Source organism: Corynebacterium sp. UMB0012 (genome assembly GCF_030216265.1).
In the GTDB taxonomy this organism is placed as follows: domain Bacteria; phylum Actinomycetota; class Actinomycetes; order Mycobacteriales; family Mycobacteriaceae; genus Corynebacterium.
The window spans coordinates 25,791-46,935 of sequence record NZ_JASOKQ010000018.1; the positions used below are offsets into that span (position 1 = coordinate 25,791).

The 21,145-nt window shown below is 57.1% G+C and carries 20 protein-coding genes; all 20 read left to right on the forward strand.

Annotated features, from left to right (window positions below; genetic code table 11):
* Positions 1 to 9: 9 nt before the first annotated feature.
* The 20 genes from QP324_RS09105 (at position 10) to QP324_RS09200 (ending at position 20,991) form a co-directional block, all read left to right on the forward strand.
* The gene (locus tag QP324_RS09105; RefSeq protein WP_284815759.1) at positions 10 to 1,080 is read left to right on the forward strand and encodes a hypothetical protein; all 1,071 of its coding nucleotides are present in this window, start codon (positions 10 to 12) and stop codon (positions 1,078 to 1,080) included.
* A 13-nt stretch (positions 1,081 to 1,093) separates the two neighbouring features.
* Entirely contained in the window at positions 1,094 to 1,561 is a 468-nt protein-coding gene (locus tag QP324_RS09110) for a hypothetical protein (protein ID WP_284815760.1), read from the forward strand.
* Entirely contained in the window at positions 1,561 to 1,908 is a 348-nt protein-coding gene (locus QP324_RS09115) for a hypothetical protein (RefSeq protein ID WP_279109883.1), read from the forward strand. The genes QP324_RS09110 and QP324_RS09115 overlap by 1 nt, the downstream gene beginning before the upstream one ends.
* A gap of 6 nt (positions 1,909 to 1,914) precedes the next feature.
* On the forward strand, positions 1,915 to 2,319 hold the full coding sequence (locus QP324_RS09120) for a hypothetical protein (RefSeq protein WP_284815763.1): 405 nt from the start codon (positions 1,915 to 1,917) through the stop codon (positions 2,317 to 2,319).
* Complete coding sequence (locus QP324_RS09125) at positions 2,316 to 2,732, forward strand: hypothetical protein (RefSeq protein ID WP_284815764.1); 417 nt, start codon at positions 2,316 to 2,318, stop codon at positions 2,730 to 2,732. The genes QP324_RS09120 and QP324_RS09125 overlap by 4 nt, the downstream gene beginning before the upstream one ends.
* 2 nt (positions 2,733 to 2,734) lie before the next feature.
* Positions 2,735 to 3,472: a hypothetical protein gene (locus QP324_RS09130; RefSeq protein WP_284815766.1), complete on the forward strand. Its 738-nt coding sequence runs from the start codon at positions 2,735 to 2,737 to the stop codon at positions 3,470 to 3,472.
* A 127-nt stretch (positions 3,473 to 3,599) separates the two neighbouring features.
* Complete coding sequence (locus QP324_RS09135) at positions 3,600 to 3,950, forward strand: hypothetical protein (protein WP_279109877.1); 351 nt, start codon at positions 3,600 to 3,602, stop codon at positions 3,948 to 3,950.
* A gap of 122 nt (positions 3,951 to 4,072) precedes the next feature.
* Positions 4,073 to 4,405 (forward strand): hypothetical protein, encoded by a 333-nt coding sequence (locus tag QP324_RS09140; RefSeq protein ID WP_284815768.1) that lies wholly within the window; start codon positions 4,073 to 4,075, stop codon positions 4,403 to 4,405.
* A 13-nt stretch (positions 4,406 to 4,418) separates the two neighbouring features.
* On the forward strand, positions 4,419 to 11,126 hold the full coding sequence (locus QP324_RS09145) for a hypothetical protein (RefSeq protein WP_284815770.1): 6,708 nt from the start codon (positions 4,419 to 4,421) through the stop codon (positions 11,124 to 11,126).
* Positions 11,126 to 11,968, forward strand: coding sequence for a hypothetical protein (locus QP324_RS09150; protein ID WP_284815772.1), 843 nt, complete (start codon positions 11,126 to 11,128; stop codon positions 11,966 to 11,968). Before QP324_RS09145 ends, QP324_RS09150 begins: the two co-directional genes overlap by 1 nt.
* Positions 11,969 to 11,970: 2 nt before the next feature.
* Positions 11,971 to 13,452, forward strand: a complete 1,482-nt coding sequence (locus QP324_RS09155) for a hypothetical protein (protein WP_279108012.1) — start codon at positions 11,971 to 11,973, stop codon at positions 13,450 to 13,452.
* A gap of 196 nt (positions 13,453 to 13,648) precedes the next feature.
* Complete coding sequence (locus QP324_RS09160; protein WP_284815774.1) at positions 13,649 to 14,668, forward strand: N-acetylmuramoyl-L-alanine amidase; 1,020 nt, start codon at positions 13,649 to 13,651, stop codon at positions 14,666 to 14,668.
* On the forward strand, positions 14,668 to 14,997 hold the full coding sequence (locus QP324_RS09165; RefSeq protein ID WP_279108008.1) for a hypothetical protein: 330 nt from the start codon (positions 14,668 to 14,670) through the stop codon (positions 14,995 to 14,997). Before QP324_RS09160 ends, QP324_RS09165 begins: the two co-directional genes overlap by 1 nt.
* Before the next feature lie 116 nt (positions 14,998 to 15,113).
* Complete coding sequence (locus tag QP324_RS09170) at positions 15,114 to 15,488, forward strand: hypothetical protein (RefSeq protein WP_284815775.1); 375 nt, start codon at positions 15,114 to 15,116, stop codon at positions 15,486 to 15,488.
* 12 nt (positions 15,489 to 15,500) lie between these two features.
* A complete protein-coding gene (locus tag QP324_RS09175; protein WP_279108004.1) occupies positions 15,501 to 15,857 on the forward strand; it encodes a hypothetical protein in 357 nt (118 codons plus the stop codon).
* Positions 15,841 to 16,017 carry a hypothetical protein gene (locus QP324_RS09180; RefSeq protein WP_284815777.1) on the forward strand — a complete coding sequence of 59 codons (177 nt, stop codon included), beginning with the start codon at positions 15,841 to 15,843 and terminating at the stop codon, positions 16,015 to 16,017. The genes QP324_RS09175 and QP324_RS09180 overlap by 17 nt, the downstream gene beginning before the upstream one ends.
* Positions 16,018 to 16,051: 34 nt before the next feature.
* On the forward strand, positions 16,052 to 17,920 hold the full coding sequence (locus tag QP324_RS09185) for a hypothetical protein (RefSeq protein WP_284815779.1): 1,869 nt from the start codon (positions 16,052 to 16,054) through the stop codon (positions 17,918 to 17,920).
* A gap of 2 nt (positions 17,921 to 17,922) precedes the next feature.
* Positions 17,923 to 20,103 carry a hypothetical protein gene (locus QP324_RS09190; protein WP_284815780.1) on the forward strand — a complete coding sequence of 727 codons (2,181 nt, stop codon included), beginning with the start codon at positions 17,923 to 17,925 and terminating at the stop codon, positions 20,101 to 20,103.
* 2 nt (positions 20,104 to 20,105) lie between these two features.
* Positions 20,106 to 20,384: a hypothetical protein gene (locus tag QP324_RS09195; RefSeq protein WP_284815782.1), complete on the forward strand. Its 279-nt coding sequence runs from the start codon at positions 20,106 to 20,108 to the stop codon at positions 20,382 to 20,384.
* A gap of 10 nt (positions 20,385 to 20,394) precedes the next feature.
* On the forward strand, positions 20,395 to 20,991 hold the full coding sequence (locus tag QP324_RS09200) for a hypothetical protein (protein ID WP_284815783.1): 597 nt from the start codon (positions 20,395 to 20,397) through the stop codon (positions 20,989 to 20,991).
* Positions 20,992 to 21,145 lie beyond the last annotated feature (154 nt).

Below are 21,145 nucleotides of genomic sequence, written 5' to 3' on the forward strand. Positions count from 1 at the left end.
AGTTTGGCTATGGTCGATGCACCTGGCACTCACCAGCATGAGCTGATTAAGGCGCAGAAGTTTGCTGACGTTTCTGTTGGCCTGTTGTCCCGTGAGCTGGTTCTTGCAAACCTGATGTGGCGTTGGTCCGCGATGGACTTTGCTGGCGCCGCTGACGATACGATTAACGTGAAGGTTCCGGGCACGTTGAAGGCCCGTGACCGCCAGCTGCGTGCGGTTGGCGAGGATCGCCGTATCGAGATGGACTTCCTGCGTGAGCGCAAGATTGGCGTCAAGCTGGATAAGTTTCCGTACTCGGCTACGGAGGTTACCGACGAGCAGCTTAATCTGGACGTCACTGATTTCTCCCAGCAGATTCTCCAGCCGCAGGTTACTGCGATTGCGGAGTATGTGGAGAATGCTGCGGTAAGCCTGCTGGAGAATGCAACCTACGCTGATGGTCGTCTGTCCAAGGACCGCGAGAAGATCGAGGACGCTTCCAAGATCAAGGGCACCTTGAAGGCAGAGGACTTCTATGGCCCTGGCAAGTTCGGTATGGCGTCGCTGTTTAACCGCGTGCGCACCAACCTGATCAAGCGTGGCGTGGGCGCGCAGAACATCACTGTCGCTGTCGGTGCGGACGTGGAGGAAGTTCTGCTGGAAGAGCAGACCCTGCTGGACGCTTCCTTTAGCGGTGACAACACTGCGCTGCGTGACGCGACCATTGGTCGTCTGCGTGGCTTTAACTTTGTCACCGTGCCGTACCTCAAGGAGAACGAGGCGTACGTCTTCCACAACACTGCGTTTGTGCTGGCTACTGCCGCTCCGCAGATTCCGCAGGGTGCGGTCTACGGTTCCACCGCTAACGCTAATGGCACTGCGCTGCGTTGGCTGCGTGACTACGAAGCCGACTACGCGGTGGACCGTTCCATTGTGGATACCTTCCTGGGTACTGGCGCTGTGGCTGATGTGTCTATGGGTGACGGCAAGGAGCACCTGCTGCGCGCTATGAAGATCACGATGGACCGTAACAAGGTTGAGGACGCGAAGAAGGCGGGCGCACAGACCGCTTCTGCGTCTGGTGCAACCGCTGGTCAGTAGGTAGGTGAGCGGCATGGACAATAAGGCAGCGTTGGTTTCTGTCGAGCAGTTCCAGATCCGTCTGGGTAGGGACGTGCTTGATGAAGAACGGCAGCGGGTGGAAGCGATCCTGGAGGACACTTCTGTGATCGCTATGTCTGCTGCGCGCACGTCGTGGGAGCCGGAGAAGGTTCCGAGCGATGTGGCCGCTGTGATTTTGTCTGCCGCTTTGCGCACCTTTAAGAACCCGGACCGCTATGTTCAGCAACAGATTGGTGACTATTCCGCGCGTGTGGATCGTTCCGAGTTTGCTAATGGTCTTTTTACGAAGGCCGAGCTGGATATTCTTGAGCGCAATTCGGAGTCGAGTGACCTGGAGTTCGGGTCGTTCGGCACGATGGATCGCGTGCGAGATGAGGTGTGGTCCCATGATCGCTACAGGTATTGGGAGACGAACCGGCCTAGTCTTCCTACTCCGTATTCTGCGGAGGTGGAGTGGTAATGCTGGTTGGTCGTGACCGTATGCAGGTGTGGCGCAAGGGTCGTCATAATCGTGAGGGTGACGCGCCGTGGAACGAGTTAGGTGTTGTTACTCGCTGCAATATCCAAGTCCAGGGCTTGCAGGGCAGTGAGGGTGCTGTTCGTTCTGATGGTGTGAACCAGTACGCGGTTATGTCGGACGCGGTGTTGTACCTGTGGAACCGTGAGGATATCCGTAAAGGCGACCGCGTGGTCAATCTTGCCGACGGGAATGTGTACCTGGTCAATACTGATTTGATTGCACACACGTACCCGTCGGGGACTATTGCCGGCTGGAAGTGCTTTATGGATCATGCGGAGAAGTGGTGATGTGCTGTGGCTTTGATTCGCTTTGAAGCTGATACCAGCCAGCACCGTCTAATCCTCAATGGTGGCGGCATGTTGGCCTATATTTCTGGCCTGGGTTCTGCTGTGGCGGCGGCTTATACTGCCGGCACGAAGAAGCGCACTGGCCGTAACGCGTCTCAGGTTATGGTCAAGCCTACTGCCACGAACGCTACTTACCTCGGAGACCGTGCCCAGTCTGTTGTGCAGACGTTTGGCCCGTATAACTTGCAGCGTGAGTTGGGTGGCAAGCACAATCCTGTGCCCGAGCGTTCCCTGTTTAGGGCGTTGCGTGTAACGGGTGGTGACGTCAACGAGGGCGCGAAGCCGCGTTTCCTTGGTGGCGCCGGTGGTGCTGCTGTCCGGTCTTTCCGCAAGGCAGGAGGTAAGCGGTGAGCGTGGAGTGGAAGTTTCCTGCGTGTGACGACGTGGTGATGAACCTGCTGGAAGACGAGTTGGACACTGACCTTGTGTGGGTTGGCTCGTGGGAGCCGCCGCAGGAGGTTGTAGACCAGTTCGTTGCGGTGGCGATTGTTACCGACAATGGGTACAACACTATCGACGAAACACGGTGGGCGACTGTCGAGATTGAGGTAGAAGCAGAAACGCGTGCGAACGCGAAGAAGCTGGCGGCGGAGATTTCCTCGCTGCTCAATGAACTGCCTGGTGAGACTGTCCGTGGCATTTTGGTTGATGATGTTGCGGAGAATGAAGGCCCGCGCATGGTGGGCGATATTGACCGAAGCAAGCGCGTGTACGCAATGGTGTACTCGCTGGCATTTCGTAAACAGATAGTCGAAGGAGACTAATCATGGCTGATGCAGTAAAGATTGATACCCTGCGCAACGTTAAGGACGGGCTGATTCGTAAGATGGTTGGCGGCGGCGCCATCCTTCTTGCACCACGTACCGCCAAGGTTCCCGAGAGCTTCACCGACGCAAACGGTGCGCTCATTGCCCTTGACGGTTATGTGGGCCTGGGTCGTATCGCTAAGGCGGGTGCGCCTACTTTCACCCCGGAGGACACCACCGAAGAGGTTGAGACCTGGGGCGAGATGGATCCGTCTCGTCGTGACCTGACTGCTTCCAAGCTGACTGTGGAAGCAACCTTGCAGGACACCCGTAAGGAAACCCTGGCGATTGCCGCTAACCGCGACATGGCTTACATGGACGCCATTAAGCCGGGCGCTAATGGCGAGATCGCCATTGAGGACAACCCGGAGCCGGGCACCATTGAGTACCGTGCTTTCTTCATCGGTGTCGATGGTGTGGGTGAGGACGCGTTCTACTTTGGTCGTTCCCTGCCGCGCGTGATGATTACTCGTGGCCCGGAGTCGTGGGATCCGGCTAACGCTGTGACCTACCCGCTGACCCTGACCGCGTTGAAGGACTCCGAGCTGGGCTATTCTTCCAAGCGTTTCTTTGGTGGCCCTGGCGCTAAGAAGCGCCTGGAAGCTATGGGCTTTACCGCCGCCGAGTCTGACCGTGTTATCAGTGGTGGCGGCAGCGTTGACAACAACGCCCGCGAAGGAGATACTCACTCCGAGTAACATAGGTGTCCCTGTATAGGAAGAAGGACTCTATACGGGCGCGTAACACTAGGGCTAGGGCCGGTCTGCCTATATGGGCTAGACTGGCCCTAGTTCGTTTTCTACTGTTGTAAATCTTGGAGGACTAATGGCCGAGGTAAGTTTTGAGTCTTTGCGCAAGGAAGCGTTGAAGGACTTTGACCTGGAACCGTTCGTGTTGAAGATGCCGGGCAAGCAGAAGAACATTGTGATTGAGAATGTTCCCACTGGCCTGTTTCTGACTACCTTTTCTATCGACAATGTTGATCCGAACATTGGCCGGGCATGGCGCTTTTTGGAAGCGGTCTGCCCGAAGAAGGATTGGAAGCGCCTGTCGGACGAGTTGTGGGGCCAGCCGTTGCCGGTGGTGATGGGTATTGTCACCGCAATTACGGAGCACTTTAACCTCACTTTTACCAGTGAAGTCCCAAAAGATTCCGAGGAACCAGACGAGTCATAAGCCTGATGGGGTATGCGGGCGCGGAGTTGGAGATTGACTTTCACCGTCATTACGGGCTGGACATTCTTGACTTCTTCCGTGGCCGCTACCCGTGGCAGAAGTTTCTGCGCCTAGTAGACGCTTTGCCTACTGCAAGCCGGTTCCGTGACTTGGTTTACAAGGACGAGGACTTGGCTAAGTATCTGCTGGCGGAGGAACAGAAAAGCGACGAGTACAACATTCCTGGTGAGCAGGAGTTGGATTTGTCGTTTGAGGACGAGACGCCTATCTACCAGTCGGTGCGGACGGTCATTGACCTAATGCGCCAGTTGTTATACATCACTGCGGCTAACAGTAAGGCCCAGCCGCCGGAGCCACTACCACGCCCGGAGACGGCGCTGGAGAAGCTGCGGCAGCAAGAAACTAACAAGACTCTAGACGAAGCACTGTTGGCTTTGACTGGAGAGACTTGGTGAAAGGTAGGAAGTCATGGCGGGTGCAGGCGCACATGTAGGTAACGCGTGGGTATCGGTACAGCCGGAAACAAAGGGCTTTTACAAGGACCTGGAGCGCCAGCTTAAAGAGCGCTTTGCTGGCAAGAAGCCGAAGATCAAGCTCGACCCGGAGATTGATAAGGACCGCTGGCAGTCCGAGATTGATAAGCAGGCCGGCGAGGACATGAAGGTTCGGCTTAAGCCGGACACGGACAACCTCAAGCGTGACCTGCGCGGCGACCTGAAAGACTACAAGGTAACCGTCGGCGCCCGCCTGTCGTCTGCCGACAAGGCCGCAGTCCAGGCCGAGTTGAAGCACTTGGCTGACGACCAGCACGCCACTATCCATGTGCGCACCGACACCTCGGAAGCCACCGAGTCGCTTAAGGTCATCGACAAGCTGATCAAGGGACTCAACGTTGGCGACGACGGACGTGCCCGTCTCGACCTGTCCTTCAACGCGCGCGGCGTGCAGGAGGACCTGGACGCTACCCTTGACCAGATTAAGTTCAAGCCTATTGAGCTGGACTTTGACGAGTCCCAGGTAGACAAGTTGGTCGATAAACTCGACCGCACTTTCTCCGCCGACGACGGCTCGCCGGCCTTTAGCTACGTCGTACCTGTTGAGGTAGACGACTCGGACATGTCCAAGCTGGAAAAGCGGCTTAAGGATCACGAGTCCACCCACACCGCTAAGGTGCGCGTCACCTACGCCAACTCGCAGGAGAAGGGTTCCACCAAGCTCCAGCGCATGTTGGAAGACCTCGACAAGCCTAAGCGCGTCAAGGTGGACGTGGACGCTGACACCACCAACCTCGACGCCGCCCTAGACGTCATGGGCAAGAAGGTCACCGTCCGCCCAGAACTATCCAAGTACCACACGCAGAAGGTAGAAGACCAGCTCGACAAGCTCACCCGCCCGCGCATGGTGGAAGTCACCACGGGCGATACTCACCTGTCTAACTTCCAGGACGACCTTTCCCAAGCCTTCCAAAACGCCTGGGAGGACATGGACGTAGAACTCGACCCCAAGGACGTCTTTGGCAAGAAGGCACGCCAGCTCGACGACGACCACGACACCAACAAGCCCACCAACGTGCGCGTGGTCAACGACAACCTCGCAGACCTCAAGCTGCCCAAGATTGACTGGGACGAGATGAAGCCCGTCAAGGTGGACTTCCCCGAGGTCCAAAAGGTCTACGTCGTCAACCAGCAAAAAGGCGCAGGCATACCCGCCACCTCCGGCACCACCGCCCCGGCAGACCACAACCGCGACGTAGCCAAGGTAGACCTATCGGACGTCTCCACCTCCAAGCCACTCAACACCACGATCGACAACTCCCACACAAAGGTCACGGGAGACAAGCAGCCGGCCACCGCTGCACCCGCCGGCACGTGGGCAGACATAGCCGACGCCGTAGACGCCGCACGCGACGCCGCCACCAAGCGCTCCTACCTAGGCGACCGCCAACAAGTCCTCGAAAAAGAACTGCGCCAACTCACCGAAGAAGCCAAGCGCTACCTCGCCAAGGCCGACGCCTACGAAGCGCGCAACAAAAACGTCGAAGATTACCGCAACCAAGTACTCGGCCACCTCGACAACCTCGCCGGCAAGTACAGCCAGTGGGCACCCAACGACGCCTACCACCTGCGCCGAATGCTCACCGAAACCCCAGGCATCGGCGGCGGACGCACCATCGGCAAGATCGACACCCTCGACGCCGAACGCACCCGAGCACAAGCAAGCGCCGACTTCAACCAAGCGCTCGCCAACAACGCACGACTCCACGCCGACTTCCTCAACCAACAAGCCAACGACCGCCAAAGCCGACTCGGCCTACACGCAGACCACACACGCGTAGGCGCGCCGGGTATTGCGGACTCGATTGACTATGAGTACAACCGCCTGTCTGCTGGTGGTGACGTTGAGAAGCAGATTGTGGCGAAGGCTGACCGGCTCAATGAGTCGATGGACGCTATGGAGAAGAGCCTGGCTAAGGCTACTTCCGAGCTGGTGTCTACGAAGGATCATCTGACTCCGTTTGAGCGTGCGCTGCGTGAGTTCAATGTTCAGGGCTATGCCAACGATCCGGATTGGAAGCAGGTTAGTGCCGAAGAGTTCCGGGTGATGAAGAACTGGCACCCGAAGGACGCGGCGCCGACGGTGGTGCATAAGCACGACGATGACGATCACTACCGCAGTGGTAGCGATGTGGACTTTGACGCACCTGACTTCTTTGAGAAGGTGGTCAATCGCCTGGTTAAGCCGAACCGTCGTGACGGCACTGCGTCGTACATGGCGAAGAACATTGCCGGTGATCTTATGCGCCCGATTGGCAAGGCTGCGGATAAGACTGTGGACCTGGCTGGTAAGGCGTTCTTGAAGACCAGTGACGCGGTAACCGATGGGGCAACTAAGGCGTCGGAGGTTACGTCGAAATCTGTGGACGCGGCTAAGGGCGCGCTCGATGGAGTCATGGACTTGAAGGATTCTGTTGAGGGTGCGGTGTCGTCTGCGTCTGCTGCGCCTGGCGCTGACATGCTTGGCGGCGGTAAGGGCGGTGGCGCCCTCAAGGGCCTTAAGGGTAATCCCGCTACTGCTATCGGCGGCAAGGTAGTTGGAACTCTTGCTAGTGGTTACGGTATTGCCGCAAAGCTCGGCGCTGTGGGTGCGCTGGCCGGCGGTGCAGGCAACCTTGCTGCCGGTTCGCTGGGTATGGCTACGGCTGTGCTGGAGCCGTTTGTGCAGGCGTTGCAGGGTGTGGCGTTTGCCCCGGCTATGCTGTCCGCCTTGGCTGCGTCTGCCGGCGCAGTGGCGTTGGCTTTCTCTAACTTGGGCGATGAGTCTGCTGACCTTGGGCCTAACGCGATTGCGATGAAGGAGGGCTTTACTGGCCTGGCCGAGTCGCTAGATCCTATCCGCAAGGCTACCCAGGAGTCGCTGTTTGCTGGTTGGGACGAGTCTTTTGCCAAGCTGACTGACTCTACTATGCCTGCGCTGGAGCGTAGCCTGCCGCGCGTGGCCGAGGGGCTGGGGGATATGGCGACGGCGTTTATGGATACGCTGGCGTCTCCGACTGTCACCTCCAACATTGAGCGCACCTTGGGCGCCGTTGGTGATGGCTTTACTCGCATGGCGCCGGGCATGGAAAGCCTGACTGATTTCATGGCGCGCGCGTCTGCGGTGGGCGCGGAGCACCTTATGCCTGCACTGGGTGATGGTTTCTCTAACCTGATGGACTCGCTGAACAATTGGGGAAGTGAGGACAAGCTAGGCGAGTGGATGGATAACGCCGTTAACGGTATGCGCAAGATTGGCGACTTTAGTAAGACCGCGTGGTCTGGCATGTCTGGATTCTTTAGCGCTGTGAAAGATGGTGCTAATGCTGCCTTTGGTGAAGGTGGTGTGTGGGGTGCCATGATGGGCCAGCTGGATAAGTTCTCCAACTGGGCTAACTCCAGCGATGGGCAGGCAAAGATCTCTAACTTCTTCCGTGAGACTGCGGAGACCACAAAGGATATTGGCAATACTCTAGGCCAGTGGGGTGAGAAGTTTGTCACGGAGACTATCCCGCAGTTCCAGTCTTTCTGGCGCCAGAATGGTGAGGACATCACCAACATCGGCAATGACCTGATTAGTGGCGCGTCTGACGCTATGTCTACCCTGACGCCGATCATTAAGTCCATTGAGCCTGTCGTCGCCGGCTTTTCTAAGGCGATGGACAAGGCTAACGAGATTGTTGGCGGGCCGGGTTCCAAGAAGGATCTCAAGGACATGTCCGATTACACGGACGGCGCCGAGAAGACCGAGAAGCGTATCCGTGGCTACCGTGACGACAAGAGCCTGTGGGGTGGCGATGGCCCAAGCGCTGCATGGACTGTCGGCACGGACGAGAACCTTAAGGCGCAGGAAGATACCCTCGACCGGATCATTAACCTCAAGCAGCGTCTTAATGAGCAGGCCGAGTATGGCAACCAGTTCACCCCGGAGTTTGGTGAAGCGCTGACCCAGATGAACCAGATGCAGGTGATGTTCGAGTCCCTGCGTGGCGGGTTCGATGGTGTGAAGCAGTCGGGCGACGCGACGGCTGCGGTGTTCTCCGCGCTGGGTGACGCCATTGTTGACGTGCCGGACGACAAGACGATTGTTGTTGAGTCCGAGGGCCTGGAGGATACACTGTCCGGTTTCCAGGAGCTGGAGGGTATCAACGTTGAGGACATTGGCGATGGCCTGTCGAAGATTTCCTTTGACTCGATCCTGAACCTCGAGGGCGCCATTGACGTACTCAAGGCAAAGAAGGAGGAAATTGGCGACCTCAACTTTGAAGCCCAAGGTCTCGATACTGTCCTTGCACAGTTGGAAGGAATGCAGGACAAGATCGTTACCGTCAACGTTGAAGGCGTAGGCGCGGACGAGATTGTTTCCAAGCTGGAAGCTATCCAGATTAAGGCCGAGAATATCGACGGTGAGGTCAAGATTGATCTCAATGACGAAGATACGTTGGCGAAGCTGGAAGAGATTGACGCCATTACCCGCGACCCTAAGACGGGCGAGATTACTTTCAATGACAACATTGATGAGATTCTTGCGGAAAAGGCTGGGCTTGAAGGACTGGAGCTGACCGGCAATTTCCGCATGGAAGATAACGTCGATGAAGTTAGGGACAAGGCAGGCTCGCTCGACGGCAAGCAGACCGAGGGTAAGCACCACGTCGATGATGACGCTGACCGTGCCCGCAGCAACCATGACTCCCTCTCGGGCAAGCAGACCCAGGGTAATCACCATGTGGACGACGACTCGGACGTTGCACGTAGTCGCCACGACTCGCTGTCGGGCAAGCAGACTCAAGGCCAGCACCACGTCGATTCTGACGTGGACCAGGCCGCAGGAAAGCAAGACGCCCTCAACGGCAAGACCTCCCAAGGTAAGCACAACGTCACCTCGAACGTGGACGAAGCGCGCAGCAAGCACGACTCGCTAAGCGGTAAGACCACCCAAGGTAAGCACCGCGTCACCGACAACACCGGCGAGGTCAAGGCCAAGATTGACGCTATCCCGAAGTCCACCACCGGACGCCACACCATCACGACGAATGCGGCTACGGTCATTGGGCAGGTCCAGTCCCTCAATGGCATGAACACCTCGTCCACCCACACGATTACTACCGTGCGTGTAGGCGGCGGCGGAAAGGCCAACGCTGATGGTGCTGTCATGGCGCGCGCCTACGAGTCTGGCGGCTTTGAGAAGCGCGAAGCAATGGTAGCCAAGGGCGGCTCGAACATTCTGTGGGCGGAGAACGAGACCGAGGACGAGTCCTACATTCCGCACAACCCTGCCAAGCGCAAGCGCTCTACCCAGATCCTGCGCTACACGGCAGAGAAGTTCGGCTTGCAGCTACTCGACGGCAACGGCAACCCGATCAACAAGGACGGCACCCACCTAGGCCACACGGGCAAGACCGTGGCTTTCGCTAACGGTGGCGTGTCCCGCTCGGAGTATCTGCGCGACATGAACCGCCAGCGCGCAACCCGTGAAGCCTACGAGAAGGTGGAGCAGCGACGCCGCGACCAGGAAGCCGGCTACCACAAAGCCAAGTCCAAGCCCGAGAAGGAAAAGACCCCAGCGGACAAGAACCTCATTGCCGAGTACGAAGCAACCAAGAAGCGCGGCGAAGAACTCCAAAAGCAAATGACCGAAGGCTACGCACGCAAGCTCGTAGGCGTCAAGGACGGCAAGTTCATCTACGCCGACACTGACACCGACGACAAGCACGCTGTGCGCTCGGTGGACCGCGCCGGCCTGATTGGCACCAACGTGGGTATGCGCGAGTACATGGAGCGCGGCGACGCGTCTCACCAGTCCATGCTCATGCTGCGGGCGATGGAGAACGAGAATGCGCCTATGACGCCGGAGCAGCAGCGTGTGTATGACTCTATGCCTAAGTGGGCGCAGGACGAGTACATGCGCCGTCGCCGTCTGCCGGCTCACGTGCAGAAGGCGTTGATTACTGGCGAGAAGCTGGAAGACCCTGACGCGCCTATCGATCTCAAGAAGGTGCTGGAGTCCCAGCAGTGGGTGAAGGCTGCGGCTCATATCGCGGCCAACCCGAAGGATCAGAAGTCCTGGATTGAAGCCGGCGGCATGGTCAAGGGGCAGGGCATGGCTTTGCACCGCGCCGTGAGTGACGAGTACACCAAGCAGGGCGCGAAGATGATTGGCCTTAAGGTGACTAAGCCTTCTGACTCGCCGCTGTACAACTTATTCAACCCGTCCACCGCTGCCTACAATCAGCTCATTACCGACGTCAATAAGGGGCGCCGTGAGCTGGAGGGCGACTACCAGGACACCTACCGCGAAGAGCGCGACATTATGCGCGAAGCCCAGGACGCCGAGCGCCAGCGCCAGCAGGCAGACGAGGACGCCAAGCGGAAGGCTGAACTGTACGGTGACGCCGAGCGACTGCGTAAGGAGATTGACTCGCAGAACGAGCGCAACGCGCAGGAGCAGGCACGCTACGACGCTGGTGTGAATGCCCTGCGTGAACACCGCGCCGCTACTGCACAGTCCACTACGGCAACCTCCGGTGGTGTCACGGTCAATCAGTCCATTGCGTCTATCGTCACCAACAATGCGACGGACGCTGCGGACCGTTTCCGCCGACAAGCTACAGTTGGTTTCGAGAATCTAGTAGGGAGTATCTAATGCCGCCGCGCGCAACGAGGGAAACAATGCTCTACACCGGACCAGTCACGGGCCGAGTGTGGCAGCTCAACGGGCAGGGCCAGGAGAACCACCCGGTCACACTCATGCCGTCACCTAAGGGCCTGTATGGCACTGGGGCGAAGGTTCACTCTAGGGAGATCCCGCGCTCGCGCACGCGCAAGCGTGTAGCTGTGGTGCCGGAGCCACTCAACCTGGAGTTGGTGTTCGACATTAAAGCGGAGACGCCGGCGCTTACCCGCCGAGTGTTTGAGCAGTTCAAGGAGGATTGGCCGCTGACTGGTAACCGTCACGGCCAGCTGCCGCCTACGGGCTTGCTGTCGTTTAACTCGGGGCGCAGTGAGTGGAAGTACTTGGACGTGTACCGCACGGAGCGCTTTGAGAACATGCTGCATAAGTCGCCTATGGCGTTGGGTAAGGCGAAGCTGATGGTGGTTGCTTGTGCGGAGGACCCGTTTCCATACGGGGACTATGAACCACTGGAGGTTAAAGTTTCCAGCTCTAACATGGCGCAGGGCGTGCTGCGCAATGATGGGCAGGTGCCTACCTCGCCCACGGTTCATTGGGACGGGCCAGCGGCCACGCTGCGCTTTAGTGGGGATGTGGACTTCACTGCGCAGGTTAATGGCGAAGCGCTGTTTGACCTGTCGCCTAACGAGCTGACTATCACCGAGTCTCGTGGTGTGCGCCCCATCATCACCACCTGGAACCAGCAGCCTTGGCTTACCGTGCCCGCCGGCGGCACCGCCAAGCTCAACCTGTCGTCTAACCGTTCCGGCAAGTTCACTGTCCACATGCCGCCACGTTGGGAGGAACTGTACTAACCATGTCTTACGAAACGCTCAAGCAGATCAAAGACGAGACGTTCCGCGACGTTGCCGCGCCGGCGCCTACGATTATTGCCCTCGACCCGTACGGCAAGAACCCTGTGATTATTCCGCAGGTCATGCGCATGAAGTACAAGGTTGTACTCAATGAGGTTGGGCAGTTGACGTTCCGCGTGCCCATGAATGACGTGATGTTCTCACTGTTTGCGAACGCGCACCCTGACGCGTCTATCCCTGTGGTGGTGCAGCTTGGCGGCATGGAGACAATGTGGTTCGTAACCCACACTGACGAGGTGTGGACGCGCACGGAGGAATACCTAGAGTTGTCTGCGGTGTCGCCGGAGAAGCACCTAGAGAAGCTGTTTGGCTGGCCGAACCCTCGACTGTTGCCGGAGTTTCAGATCTCGAAGATTGACCTGGCGGCAGGCCCTGTTGCTCGCTTACTCAAGGAGCAGCTCATGGCGCCGAACTTTAAGCGCATGGGCAAGAAGACTCGAGGGCAGGTCCATTACGTTGCGCCTACCACCAGCGCGGACAACTACACACGCATGACCATCATTGGTATCAAGATGGACGAGGTGCTGGACCTCATTAAGTCCCTGATCAACACCGAGGGTCTGACGCTGACCTATGACGTGTACCTTCCAGGGCGCGGGCAGACACCACCACCGGGCCATGACTCTAGCCGTGCCGCTATCGTCTGGGATATTAAGCAACGCGCCGAGCTGCCTGCTGGCGGACTGTTGTGGCAGGGAATTATCAAGTCGGTCAAGGACTTCTGGAAGGACACGTGGGATACCCTCACGGGCTTCACGGATTATGGCGCGGAGAATAAGGCTGTGGACTATTGGGGCAAGCCGCAGTTCATGCTGCGCCGCGACCAGTATGACGACCTTATGGTGACGACGGTGAAGCCTACCGCGTCTACCTATACGGTTGGCGGCAAGACGCAGGACATGCTCAACGACGTGATCTCGGCGGCGATTAAAGTCCTGCTCCAGCTAATTCCACCACCGTTCAACATCATGCTTGACGTCATGGGCCTGGACGACATCGTTGAAGACCGACTGTTTGCCTATCACTCATTCGATGATTGGTCACGCCGTGATCGTATGGGGCCGTTCGGTTTCTTTGAGACATTCAACCCGTCGGTTGGTTTGTCGTTGGACGCGATCATGCTTATGCGGCAGGCACAGTTTAAGTCTCGCGCTACGCGTTCGCATGAGGTGTCGCTTGGTGCGGCGTCGTCGTTTGCCCCTGGCGAGCTGCTCAACGTTGGGTCGATGATTGCCCTGGAGTTGCCGGAGGATCGCTATGCCGTGTCGTTTGTGACGGAAGTGAACTATGAGTGGACTGTTTCCGGTGACGCGAAGCTCGAGTTTCAGATGGCAGATAGGCCACGACGCGACCCGCAGGAGTCGATGATGAGGGCACTGACTGGACTGTCCACCTTGATCAACAAGGCAAGTCTGGCGGAATAAGAGAAACACCCCGCCGTGCGCTTGGGGTGTAGGGCGCAAGTGGCGGGGTGTCTCTAACTACCTAAGAGCAATAGCGGAACCGATCAAGCGATCCCGTCCGATTGCATATTCCAGTATGGCTATATAGGCACTATATTGCAACTTAGGGCCATTAGCCCTGCTGGGGTAGCATGAAGTTGAAGATAAGGAGGGCACTATGGGTTGGACTGGAGATCCGGTATGGCTTGCAGATGTGCTGCGGCAGGCCGGCTTACCCGTGGTTGAAATGCCCGGCTGGAAGAATCATGGGCATGGTGATTTCGGCTGGATATGGGGAAGCATGTATCACCACACGGGAAACAATGGGACGTCTGCCGAGTTCTGTTCGCGCGGGCGTGTTGACCTTGCGGGACCTATCTGCAACGTCCACGTCAACCGTGAAGGCGTTATGACGATGGTTGCTGTCGGTGTTGCTTGGCATGGCGGCAGCGGTTCGTATCCGGGTATTCCGCGCGACACGGCGAACTGGCACACGATTGGTTTCGAGGTGCAGTACGACGGCAAGGCCATTACCGATAAGCAGCGCGAGAACATGATCATTGCGATGGCGGCTATCAGTAAGAAGCTGGGGCGCACCGCTAATCAGTCTGTCGTCGGCCACAAAGAGTATTCCGATATGGGCAAGTGGGACCCAGGAAATGTGGACATGAATGATGTCCGCCGGAAGGTTCAGGCACAGATCAATCAGGGGCCAGGCAAGGTGAAGCATGAGCCGATTGCGTCTCATGCGAAGGACGCGTGGTCACTGTCTGGCGATGAATACTTTGGCCCACTGTCCGGGCCGGAGAACTCTATCTCGGGCCTTTATGGTGAGCCGACTTTCAAGATGCGTTCGCTGGTTGCTTTCCAGCAGGCGGTAGGTATTCGTGTCACGGGCGTGTACGACGCGGCGACCCGTGACGCGGCGAAGGAAGTGCAGCGTCGCAACAAGCTCAAGGGTTGGGGGCAGGTTAACCGCGCCACCTTTGAAGCAGCAATTAAGGAGCAGGACATGGCTAAGACTTTGGAGACGGTGTTCAACTCGCGGGTGGCTGGCTCGCCTTGGAAGGGGCCACTGTGGGAGCACATCGTTAACGGTAACGCGCACGCGTATGACGCGAAGATTGCGTCCGAGCAGGCATTGAAGGAAGTGCGCGAACTGCGCAAGGAAATTCAGGCACTTAAGGAGGGAAAGTAATGGTTACTTCTAACCCGCACGCTACTGGTGATTTCGTAGCCCAAGCACTCCAGGAGAAGAAGGACGAGCAGGGCACGCTGCGCCGCTACAGGGGCACGGCCATCTCCGTTGTGGAGACGGTGCTTACTGTGCTGGCACTTGTGCTGTCGTTCGGCTTTGACTTGCCGCAGTGGGTAACGTTTGTCATCGTTGCCATCATTGGCTGCGCGGAGTCTATGGGTATCCGCGTGTATAAGCCGGCGGTCACCTCGAAGCAGCAGCAGATGGTGCGTGAAGCTATCGCCGCGAAGATTGACGCCGCACACGGGGTATCGGAGCGACCCTTATGACATGGAGCCTGCTTAAGTCTGACCAGTGGCTACTGCGCGGGCGACCAAGCCTTGCAGTAAGCCTTGGCCCTAGATTGTTCCTCGCGGCTAACGTGGCGCTACTTGTAGGCGCGGGTGTGCGTATCTACGACTACCTGTACATCTGGCTTTCTAGCGAGGTACTGCCGGAAGGGCTTTCCACAATTGAGTCCGCCGCGCCACTGTGGCTGTGGGCGTTAGCTTTGGCGATGGGTGCCATTCTGGTGACTATCGGTTCGCTGGACCCTCCGCGCCTACTCGCACTCATGTGGGGGCATGTCATTTTGTTCGTGGTCAATCTGATGATCGGTGTCGGTTCGCTGGCACAGCAGCTTTCCGATACGGATCCCGGAGGTGTGCGCCTAGGCGTCACTGTGCTTATGGGAACTGCCGCCATGTCGCTGATCTTTGCGGTTGCCACTTATTACAGGCGGGAAGCTCTACTGGAACTTGCCCAGGACTTAAACGCGTAGGGAGGAAGCAAGGTGGAACACCTTACGGGCGTCTGGGCGGTTTATTCGACGGGCATTCTGGCGGTGTTGACCTTTCTCATCACTGTATCCGAGAGGGTACAGAAGTTATTGGGGCCTATCGGTGAGTGGGTTAGGACGCGAAAGCAGCGCAGTATTGAGCAGCAGCGCGAGGTTGAGTCGCTGGTTAGGGAGCGCTACCAGGCACAGATTGATGTGCTGAAAGAAGAAGTGGAGCTTTATCGTACGCGGTACGAGGAAGTCCTGCCGGAGGTGCGTTCTGTGCTGGCGGAGAACTTAAGTCTGGTGCAGGAGAATGCGGCGTTAAAGAAGAAGTTGTCGGAGGAAGGGTTGTGTGATGGACAAGACTAACCAGGTGCGGGAGCTGTCCCATCTGCTTGGGCATATTAAGGTGCCGGCGTCTGACGGTTTCCCGGAGGTGAACATGGTGATGATTGGTCCGGTCAACCGTATTGCGGAGTGGATGTATGAGCAAGGTGTACGGATCGACCGTGCCCATGTAGGCTCATAGTAGCTATATAGGTACGTTGTGAGGGCGGGTTGTTGTGACTACGGCAGGTGTGGAACCGGGCTTTAAGCTGGTTAATCGGCGCGATGATTCGCCGGACACGTATAGCCATAAGCGCACGCCCGTCTCTGGCGTATTCGGCGCACTGGCCGAGGGGCTTGGGAACATTCTTGGTGGCATTGTCACCACTATCGGCAAGGTGATGGGCGGTGCTGTTGAACTTGCCATTGGCGTATTCGGGCACGTACTGGACGGCGCGCGTGGGCTGATTCGTGGTTTCGGAAAGTTCATCGGTTCACTGTTTGATAAGAACCCTGACCCGGTGATTCCCGATTTCATTTCGCCTATCGCGGCTGACCTTGAGGGCGATGTGAAGCCCATGATTGACCGCATCGAGGACGCCCATAAGGAGATTGAGTCGAACCAGGAGAAGGTTCGTGAGCTGATCGAAAAGCAGGAAGGCCTAACTGACCGTCTCGAAGGATTCCTTGGCGAGCAGGGCAAGTATGCCGAGGACATGAAGGAACTTAATCGTTCCCTGTCGGATCGCAAGAAGGAACTTGACGACACCTCGACGCGATTGGGTAAGCGCCTGGACGCCTTGGAGACTTTCAAGGGCGGTATGGACGACCGGCTTAGCGCGCTGTCGACACAGATTAAGTCTGACCTGAACAGTGCCAAGGCACTGTCTAATGTGCAGCAGGCAGTGTTTGACCAGGTGAAGAACTCGCTGACCGTCGGCGGCGACCTCGCTGACAATATCGGCGCACTGACAAAGGCACCTGATGGTAAGTCCTTCTCCGAGTTCTGGCAGGAGCGCGGCCAGGCGATCATTGACATGCAGAACTGGTACAACCAGTGGAACAAAGGCCAGTGGGACTTGCAGAAGGAATGGAACCTTTTGCAGCAGAACTGGAATGCGCGTGTCGAGTCCGTACTGAACTCGCAGGTCAAGGTTAATAGTGACCAGGCCACGTTCAATGACTTCGTTGCCGAGCAGTTCAAGATCGCACAGTGGTATCGCAAGAACAACGACGCGCTGTGGGACATGCAGCAGAAGTGGAACGATAAGACCGAGGGCTGGGTAGCTATCCAGAATAAGATCAATGAGGACCGTCTTGCGTGGGAGGACTCGCAGGATCTAATCAATAAGAAGATGGGCGAAAATATCGACAAGCTACGCGACGCCGATATTGAGCTGATGAAACTCAATAACAAGCAAAATGAGTACATCCCGCGCAAGATTGTCGGCCAGCGCGAGCAGGAAAGTTCCGCGACCAAGAATGAACACTGGCAGATTTTAACCAGCTCACTCTATAGTCACGCTTTAGGAAAGTGGACTGGGCAGGCAGTTATCCGTTGCTATTGGATTTACAACGGCAACTCGTACTCATGGGAGCAACAGGTTAATGTGCCTGGGCCGAACGGCGATAGGAGCTATCGGGTTTATCCGAGCTATTGGACCGAAACAAGCCGGTCCCAGATTCAAACTATCTCCATTGATTACTACGTGGTAGCTGGAAAACCTAAGTCTAGGCGCTTAACAGGAAGTGCCACGCCGTCGAGAACTGTTTGGCAGACTGTCCAGACATACGCTGTACCGGACGACTCTATCTATTCCATTTCTTTCAAGGCGACGTGGGCGGCGACGACACACGGGGACCGGTATGGAATGCGGCTTTTGAAGAACGGAAACGTCATTGCTTCCGTTGGTCCCGAAAGTGGATTAGGGCCAGTCACACCTTTGGGTAACGGTAGGCGCGTGCAAGGTCTTGTGCCGCTTTCTTTGGAGCTTAGCGCAAAGGACAAGCTTGATTTTCAGGTCTACAGTACCGCGAGCGGCTCAAGCCAGCGTGCGATTGAGAAGTGGCAAGTAGACCTTAACTGGATCGATAGGGAGAATTAGCTATGGCACGAACAGTAGTTATTGACTTGCGTGACTTTGCCGGGCAAGCAGCCGGCGAACACCCAAGTGGCAGGGACAAGGTGATGGTGTGGGCGCCGGAGTTTCGCGCGTCTACGCAAGGCGCTTGGACGACGGGGCCATTGCCGCGCACGTTCTACTTCAACGGCGCGCCGGTAAAGATCCCGGACGTGGAACCTGGGCAGATTGTGATCCAGTTCCATGTGCGCCAGTTGCAGGGGCAGGACACGTTTACGGTTAACGTGCCGGCAGGCAGTGGCGACGTGCGCCTGGCCGAGCTTATGGCGGACGCATTCGAGTACGACCCGCCAATCATTTCCGAAGCGCAGCGAACCCTCATGTCCGCGCGCGAAGCGCTCAACAAGGCGACAAAGCTGCGAGACGAAGCGGAAGGTCTGCGCAGTTCCGCCAAGACGGACGTGGACAAGAGCGTAGACGGCGCGAAGCAGGACCTCGACAAAGCAGTTGAGTCTGCACAAAGCAACCTCAACAAGGCTGTTGAAACAGCAACTAATTCCTGGAGCAGCCAGCTAACCGTCATGCAGGGAACTGTGGAGTCCCTGCTGAAATCCACGCGTACGAGCGCGGATCAGATCCTCAAGGACCATAAGGCGCAGGTGGCTAAGTCGCAGAAGATCCAGCAGGACATGCAGAATGTGCTGGACACGATCTCCTGGAGTGGCGACAAGCTATCAGTCAACGGCAAGCAGTCGCCGTCCCTGACTGGCCCGCGCGGACCGCAAGGCGTGAAGGGCGCGACTGGCGATACGGGACCGCAGGGTGAGACTGGACCACAGGGCAAGGTTGGTCCTGCTGGCCCTACTGGCCCGAAGGGTGACCAAGGCGATCGAGGTGAGAGAGGTCCTACTGGCACTGTTGAGCCTGGAGAGATAGTTCCGCTGCCGAAGGAAGTAATCCACCTGGACAATAAGATAAACACCGAAGATGGTGAGGGTAAAGCTGTACTTATTGTGCAGGGCGGTACGTGCTACCTATCCCTTGAGTACCAACCCAACATAGAAGGAACCGTGTTCCCGATTAAACACGACGCGATCCCTAAAGAGTATCGGGCTTCTATGTGGGTGTATAACACAGCTTCATCTACCGATGATTTAGACGTGTGCCTAGTTACCGTTAAGGGTGACTCTATTAGGTTGGAGGGCGTTTCCAACGCCGGATCACTGTATAGAACTTCAATCTGTTGGAACCACTCCAAAGAAGTTTCGGCTATGTCTGGACCGATGGGTCCCCGTGGCCCGAAGGGTGATACTGGCGCGTCCACGTGGGCTGATGTGACTGGTAAACCTTCCACCTTCCCGCCGTCCAAGCATACGCACAAGATGGCCGACATTTCGGACATGCCTAACGTTGATACCGGCGCTACAGGTGGAGCCATCGTCAAGCGCTGGGGTTCGGGACACATTACTGTTCCAGAAGTTCCCGATAACGATACGGTAGCCGCTTCAAAGAAATACGTAGACACCACTGCGTTTCCGCGTGAGGTTACGTCAATCAAGGGGGCAGTGGATCTAGACAACTTCAAGGAGACCGGCGTTTATCACCAGAGCCTAGACCGTGACGCTAGGTCGAGTACGAACCACCCGAGTAGTAGGGCGGGTTTGCTCGAAGTGTTTAACACCGAAGCGGGAATGACCTATCAGAGGTACACCGATTACGGCGTTCGGAATAACGTGTGGACGCGCGGGCTTTATTCTGGGAATTGGTCGAAGTGGCAGAAGGTTTCCCAGGACGGCCACACTCATACGATTGATGATATTAGCGGCGCGACTTACTATTTCGGTTCGTCCGGTTACGGAAACAAGGCCGTAAAGACCGCCGCAGATGGGCAGCTACATGCCGGGGTTGATCCAAGTAAGGCTGACCATCTTACCCGCAAGGGGTACGTCGATTCGGTCGGCAATACGAAGGCGGATAAGAGCCATAAGCATACGGTGTCTGACATTAGCGACCTTCCAAAAATTGACAACAACGTCTCTGGAAGTTCGATTGTTCAGCGTTACCCTAATGGTGCTGTGTTGGTGCCGGACCCGCCGCCAACTTCTACTTCCGCTACGTCGAAGTCCTATGTTGACTCGCGTATCCAGGTGGTTTCTTCCCTGCCGTCTAGGCCCGAGTCCGATGTTCTCTACGTGATTACGGAGTAGCCATGCCTGCGTATATCGGAAGTAAGAAGATTAAAGAGCTGTACTACGGCGGCAAGAAAGTCAAGGAAGCATGGTACGGGGGCAAGAAAGTGTACTCGACTAGCGCTCCTTTGTGGGTGCTAGGTAAGGATTACAGCAAGGGTGACCAGGTAACCGTAGATGTTTACGGCGATACCTATAAGTACACGGCTTTGGTTGACCACTACTCCATGTCAGATAGTAAGCCGTTCTACGGCAGTATGGAGAACATTTATTGGGGCAACCCTACTAAAGTTAGTTAAGGAGTAAGCAATGAGCGTTGAGGATATTAAGCAGCAGATTGCGGCGTTGACCCCACCGGAGTACCAGGAAGTGTGGTCGTTCGTGGTCAATGAGGAATACGAGCGCCGTAATGCGGATCGCTATACCGCGAAGCTGGTTGGCGAAATGCAGGACAAGGGTGAGATTGCTAAGCCGGAAGCTGTGACGGAGGACGATGTGAAGTCTGGCGCGGACGTTCCCGAGTGGAAGGACCCTGGCACGGACCACGCGAAGATGCACACCTACGGGCAGGTCGTTCGCTATGACGGCAAGCTGGTTCGTAGTACGCATGATGGGTTGAATTGCTGGGCGCCTGGCACGCTTGGTTTCGACGGGCGTATCTGGGAGGTTGTAGACGAGCCGGAGACTACGGAGACGTCGGAGACTTCTGGCGAGTCGGAGAGTTCGGAGACTTCCGGTGGGGCGCAGCCGGACGACGTGAAGGACTTTGTGCAGCCGACGGGCGCGCATAATGTCTACGCTAAGGGTGCCAAGGTTCGTTTCCAGGGCAAGGTGTACGAGTCCACGATTCCGAACAACGCTTACTCGCCGGCGGCTTACCCGCAGGGTTGGAAGGAGATTGGCTAGTGGGCGCGTGCCCACACCGTGCCCACATCTTTGCGCATTAGTGCCACTATCTGCGCGTGTGACCAGGCAGTTCCCTATATGGAAAAGCCCCTGCTCGCCAGCTAAACTTGCTGGTCAGAGCAGGGGCTTGCCCGTATCTGTCGGGATAACAGGA